At 33.0% G+C, this 5,635-nt stretch carries 4 protein-coding genes and 1 pseudogene; all 5 read right to left on the bottom strand.

What is annotated here, in order from left to right; genetic code table 11:
* A pseudogene (locus Q0E71_RS06265) lies at window positions 1-486 on the bottom strand (electron transport complex subunit RsxC); the annotation flags it as partial.
* 51 nt (window positions 487-537) lie between these two features.
* Window positions 538-2,079 carry an ABC transporter substrate-binding protein gene (locus Q0E71_RS06260; RefSeq protein WP_294797087.1) on the bottom strand — a complete coding sequence of 514 codons (1,542 nt, stop codon included), beginning with the start codon at window positions 2,077-2,079 and terminating at the stop codon, window positions 538-540.
* A complete protein-coding gene (locus Q0E71_RS06255) occupies window positions 2,076-2,651 on the bottom strand; it encodes a lytic transglycosylase domain-containing protein (RefSeq protein ID WP_294797085.1) in 576 nt (191 codons plus the stop codon). Before Q0E71_RS06255 ends, Q0E71_RS06260 begins: the two co-directional genes overlap by 4 nt.
* The gene (coaE, locus tag Q0E71_RS06250; RefSeq protein ID WP_294797084.1) at window positions 2,635-3,234 is read right to left on the bottom strand and encodes a dephospho-CoA kinase; all 600 of its coding nucleotides are present in this window, start codon (window positions 3,232-3,234) and stop codon (window positions 2,635-2,637) included. The genes Q0E71_RS06255 and coaE overlap by 17 nt, the downstream gene beginning before the upstream one ends.
* Window positions 3,224-5,635: DNA polymerase I (gene polA / locus Q0E71_RS06245; RefSeq protein ID WP_294797082.1), on the bottom strand; the 2,412-nt coding region annotated here is incomplete at its 5' end. The genes coaE and polA, both read right to left, overlap by 11 nt.

Genomic DNA, 5,635 nt, shown 5'->3' with positions numbered 1-5,635 from the left:
ATCTGACGATTGTAGTTTTGCAAATGATGGGAACGCTCCTCCACCCATACCTATAATTCCTGCTTCTTTAATTAGTTCGATGATTTTTTCTTTAGATAAGTTTCTAAAGTCACCGTAACCTTCCATTAAAAGTTCACTACTGTTTGGATTGCCTAGAGCTTCTAATTCTTCATCACTTGCTTTTTCAATAGTGATTGAATTAACTAGCCAGCCTCCTGTAGTGTAAACTTTGCCAATATCTCTAACTATACCAGAAATACTTGCATGAACAGGAGCAAATAAAGATGCATCGCTATCACCAATTTTTTGACCTTCTCTAACAAAGTCGCCTTTTTTTACAAGCGGCGTACATTCAGCGCCAACGTGTTGGTTTAGTGGAATAACAACTTTATTAGGCTCTTTTTGCTCTTCAATAGCTTGTTTTTCTGATAATTCCTTGTACTCGGGCATATGAACGCCTCCAGTAAAGGTCTTAAGTATTGACATAAAATCACCCCATTTCACAAATAAATATTATAACATTAAATTCGAATAATATCAAGACTTTGCGCTCACAATAATTAAATCTTTTATCTTCGAATATAGATTTTGAAAATTAATCTTGACATCAAAAATCATATTCTCTTTAAATATTAAAGCATTCTTCTCATAACCAAGCGGTATATATATCCTCTCGTCTTGAAGATAGTTGTTTAATTCTTTATATTCTATCTTATTACTATATAGTTGATTAAGTAAGTCCTCATATCTATCATCAGCGTATCCCATAAAGTTAAGAGCGGACCTATTTGAAAAGATATAGCTTAAATCAAAAGCATTGTTAACTAGGTACTCGCCCACGTAGATGTCATAGTTCTCAGTAAAACTAATATCACCCGCGTCTTTTGCAAGCATCTCTACTTTAAAGCCAGCGTTGTCAAGCTGCGTATAAATAATATTCGCAATTGCTCTCTTCTTCGCATCGTTTTTATTATATAAAATACTTAGCTTAATCAGCTTATTGTTTTCATCGACGTACTGATGATTTTCGTTCTTCTTTATACTTAGCTTAGATAAATCCTCTTTTTCTTTTATATCGTGAAGACCAAAAATTGATTCTTCAGGATAAAAGCCTTGGCATAAAGCTAAATTGCTCGAGAACACCTCTTTATTGATTAGCTCCTTATTTATGCTAGCTTCAACTAGCTTCCTTAGGTCAATGGATGGCTTCTTCTTATGATTAAAGCCAATATAATAAAGCTTATTCGATGGAAATTCAATCACAGAATACTTTGAGCTGTTTAAAAACGCTGAGTAATTTGAATCAAATGCCGTATATATATCAAGCTTACCTGTTTCGAATATGCCCTCAATATTAGAAGGGTTCTCTATAACTATGCCTGTAACTGTGTCAATGGATGCTTGACCATTGAAGTATGACTTGTTTTTCTCTAAGATAAGAAGTTTATTGTTATCATATGACTTGAACTTGAAGGGTCCTGTGCCATTAGGCGTGTAATTACTGTAATCATCTGTTGATGATATGATAGGAAATGTTAATTTATATAAATTATTTTGACTTGCACTTGCAAATTTAACTTCTAGACTATTGTTATCAAGTCTATTGATAGTAAAATTTGAAGATCCATTAAAAATTTTATTTCCTTCGTCATTTATCAAGTTATAATAAAAGGACCTATCCTTATTATTTAAGATATAATTATATGAAAAGATAACATCATCCGCGCTTAAAACTTTGCCGTTATGAAATTTAACGCCCTCTCTTAACTTGATTCTATAAGTTCTCTCATCCACCTTTTCTACTGAACTCGCTAGCAAATTATTTAATGATGAATCATCATTGATTTCTAAAAGGCTTGAATAAATAAGGTCTTTAAAGTAATAATAGTATAGGTTGTCATTAAGTATAGGATTAAATGTCTTAAATGGTGTTAAAGGCAGATTGATATTGCCTCCTTGAGATAGTAGATAAGCTTCACTCGCCTCGTTTTGTGCGCCTTCGTTATCATCAGTTTTCTTGCAAGAAATTAGACTTACGCAAAACACTAATACTAATATTAATAATATTTTCTTCTTCATTTGCTAAAGTCCTCCAACATACTTGAAAGCTCATCTAGAAAAATTCCATACTTGTCCATAAAGTTAATGATATTTCTTGTCAATCTAATTTCTCTTACATATTTTCTTGTCTCTTCAAAATCCACATAATTATCCATTTCATTTTTATTGTAGCCTTCAGCATTGATCCAGCGCTTAGCATTTTCAGGGCCTGCATTGTATGCAAGGAGCGCATGCTCTTCATCTGAATCCATAAGCTTCATTAAGTATGACAAGTAATATGTCCCTAGTCTAATATTGTTATCAGCAGCTTCTATCCTGTAATCATCTATATTTAGCTTGTCCATAAGCCACATAGCTGTCGACGGCATAAGCTGCATAAGGCCAATAGCGCCTTTTGATGAAACCGCCGTCTCCTTAAAGCGTGACTCCTTAAATATAACTGCCTTGACAAATGATTTATCTACACCGTATTCTGTAGAGTACTTATCTATGATATCATCATACTTTCTAGGTATAAAATGTATATAAACTAGCTCAATAACAAAAATTATTAAGAATAGTTTTATTAAAAATTTAATTAGCTTCTTCATTTATTCTCTCCAAAGTTTTCAAGACTTCTCTCTTTAAATCGTCTTCTGAGGCATTGTTATTTATGATATAATTAGACGCTTTAATCTTTTCTTCGCTTGTAACGCGAGTGTCTATCATAGCTATAGCCTCTTTTTCACTAATTTTATTTCTATGCATAAGTCTTGAAACTTGTATTTTTTTATCAATATTTACAAAGATAATGCCTTTAATCTCAATTTTAGAATCAAGAAAATATTCACGTGCCTCAAAAAACATTGGCACTTCGATGAAATTAAATCCATCTAAAAGCATTTCTTTTATTTTTTCATAAACAAGTGGATGCACGAAGGCTTCTACTCTATTTTTTAAGGATATGTCTTTAAAAAGAGTCTCTCTTAATTTATCTTTGTCAAGCTTTTTATCAATTGTAAAAAATTTTTCGCCAATTTCTTTTTTAAAGCTCTTCAAAAACTCTTCGTCCTCGTAAAGTTCCTTCACTACATCATCCGCGCTTATGGTATTGTATCCTTCTTCAGCTATAATCTTTAAAACTGACGATTTTCCTGAAGCAATAGATCCAGTCAATATATAATTATTTTGCATCGTACCAATTATCCGCTTGATTAATATCAACTTTTAGATTCATATCAAGTCCATCGATATCTTCCATAAGAGTCTTAATAATCTTTCTAACCTTGTCCACTTCTTCATTCTTTGCTTCAACAACGATTTCGTCGTGAACGGTAACTATGATGTGCGCATCAATACCTAATTCTCTAAATTTATTAAATATCTTAACTATGGCAATCTTGATTATGTCCGCACTAGTGCCTTGTATAGGCATATTTAGCGCAACTCTCTCGCCAAAAGCTCTTATATTGTAGTTTGAGTTTTGAAGCTCTGGTATATTTCTTCTTCTATTAAAAAGTGTCTTAACATAGCCATCTTCTTTAGCTTTTTCAACTACATCATTCATATATTTATGAACGCCTGAGAATTTTTCAAAATAGTTGTCGATATATTCTTTAGCTTCTTTTCTTGAAATTCCTAAGTCTTGTGACAATGAATAGTCGCTTATACCATAAACAATGCCGAAGTTAACAGCCTTTGCTCTACTTCTGTGCTCACTATCAACCTCGTCAAATGGAATACCAAAGACCTCCGAAGCTGTTTTTCTGTGTATATCTAAGCCCTCTTCAAAAGCGTGAAGCATCTTTTCATCATTGGCAATGTAGGCAAGTATCCTTAGCTCGATTTGTGAGTAGTCGCTGTCAAGCAGTGTGTAGTCGTCCTCGCTCACAAAGGCTTTCCTAATCTTTCTACCAGCCTCAGTCCTTATAGGGATGTTTTGAAGGTTTGGATCTTGCGATGAAATCCTTCCAGTAGCTGTATTTGTTTGATTAAAGTAGGAGTGTATCCTGCCCGTCTCGTCAATTAGGTCCTTAAGACCGTCAATATATGTTGATTTAAGCTTTTGATAAGTTCTGTACTCAACGATTTGATCCGCGATTGGATGCTTATTTGAAAGCTTCTCCAAAACCTCCGCATCAGTCGAATAGCCCGTCTTAGTCTTTTTGATAGGCTTAATACCAAGCTTATCAAAAAGTATTTCACTTAGCTTCTTAGGTGAATTCACATTAAATTCTTCACCTGCAAGGCTAAATATAATTCTTTCCTTTTCCTTAATAAATTCGTCGTATTCCTCTCCAAGCCTTAAAAGTTCATCTCTGTCGACCTTAAAGCCTGTGAATTCCATATCTGCCAAAGCCTCACTAAGCGGAAGCTCTATATCGTAGAAAAGAGTTTTTTCGTCTAGATTGTCAATCTTTTCCTTTAATATAGGATAAACATCTTTTATAGTCTTGATCTCATTACTTAAGACTTCGCTTGCCACATCCATGTCAATGGCTGAAACAACTTTAGTCCTAATTTTTTCCTTCTTATATATATCGTCAAATGAATTTATTTGTCTTTGCAAATAGTCCATAGCCATGTTTTGTATGCTATAATTTGACTTGTTTGAATCAATTAAATAATAGGCGATGGCTGTGTCAAAGGCAAAATTTTTAATCAATATACCTTCTTTTTGCGCTAAGACATAAGCCTTTTTGATATCGTGTGAAATCTTTTTAATATTTTCATCTTCTAAAATATTTTTAATGCAAGATAAATTATCAGTCTTAATTATATAAATTTTGTCTAGTATAAAACTTATATATAAAATATCTGAAGTGAAGTATTTGTCAGTGTCTGTAGTGATATTAAAGATGAATTCATCCTTTATTTTATCAAGAGCTTTTAAATTGTCTTCATCAAGTATTTCTACTTCTAAATTATTTTCCGCTACTTCTATTTTTTTACTGCCTTCTAGAGAGTTAAGTCTAGAATTTAGTTCTAATTCTTCAAAAATTTCTCTAAGCGCATCATTGTTAGCATCATTTATTTTATAATCTACGATATCCATAGATATATCAACGTCTTTAACAATAGTCGCAAGCTTTTTAGATAGAAAGGCCATGTCCTTGCCATCTTTTATCCTTTGATTAGTCTTATTATCTTTAAGCTCGTCAATATGCTCATAAAGATTTTCTATAGTTCTGTACTCGCTAAGTATTTTTAAGGCAGTCTTCTCGCCTATGCCATAAATACCAGGAATATTATCCGATTGATCGCCCATAAGAGCCTTTAAATCAATAAATTCGTAGGGACTAAGTCCATAAACCTCATTCATCTTTTCTATATTATATGTATCAAATTCACTTACGCCCTTCTTAGTAATGATAACGTCTGTATCGTCCTTAATTAGCTGCAAGTAGTCCTTGTCCCCTGTTATAAGAAGTTTCTTAATGTCTTTGTCATCGATCATAGTTAAAGTGCCGGCAAGGTCATCCGCTTCAAAGCCAGCCTTGTCTAAGACCTTAATGCCCATCTTAGTAAGAATGTCTTTAATCATCATTCTCATGAATGCTGCATCATCGCAAATTAAAATATTCTTAGCCATAAA

The organism is uncultured Fenollaria sp., assembly GCF_934202865.1.
In the GTDB taxonomy this organism is placed as follows: Bacteria; Bacillota; Clostridia; order Tissierellales; family Peptoniphilaceae; genus Fenollaria.
Note: the sequence above shows the minus strand (reverse complement) of the source record. Positions and strands in the feature narration are given on the sequence as shown.

What these genes read in the sequence shown, in the direction of transcription:
- coaE (WP_294797084.1), bottom strand. Translation starts at nt 3,234, where the DNA reads ATGCAAAATAATTATATATTGACTGGATCTATTGCTTCAGGAAAATCG.
- Q0E71_RS06260 (WP_294797087.1), bottom strand. Translation starts at nt 2,079, where the DNA reads ATGAAGAAGAAAATATTATTAATATTAGTATTAGTGTTTTGCGTAAGT.
- Q0E71_RS06255 (WP_294797085.1), bottom strand. Translation starts at nt 2,651, where the DNA reads ATGAAGAAGCTAATTAAATTTTTAATAAAACTATTCTTAATAATTTTT.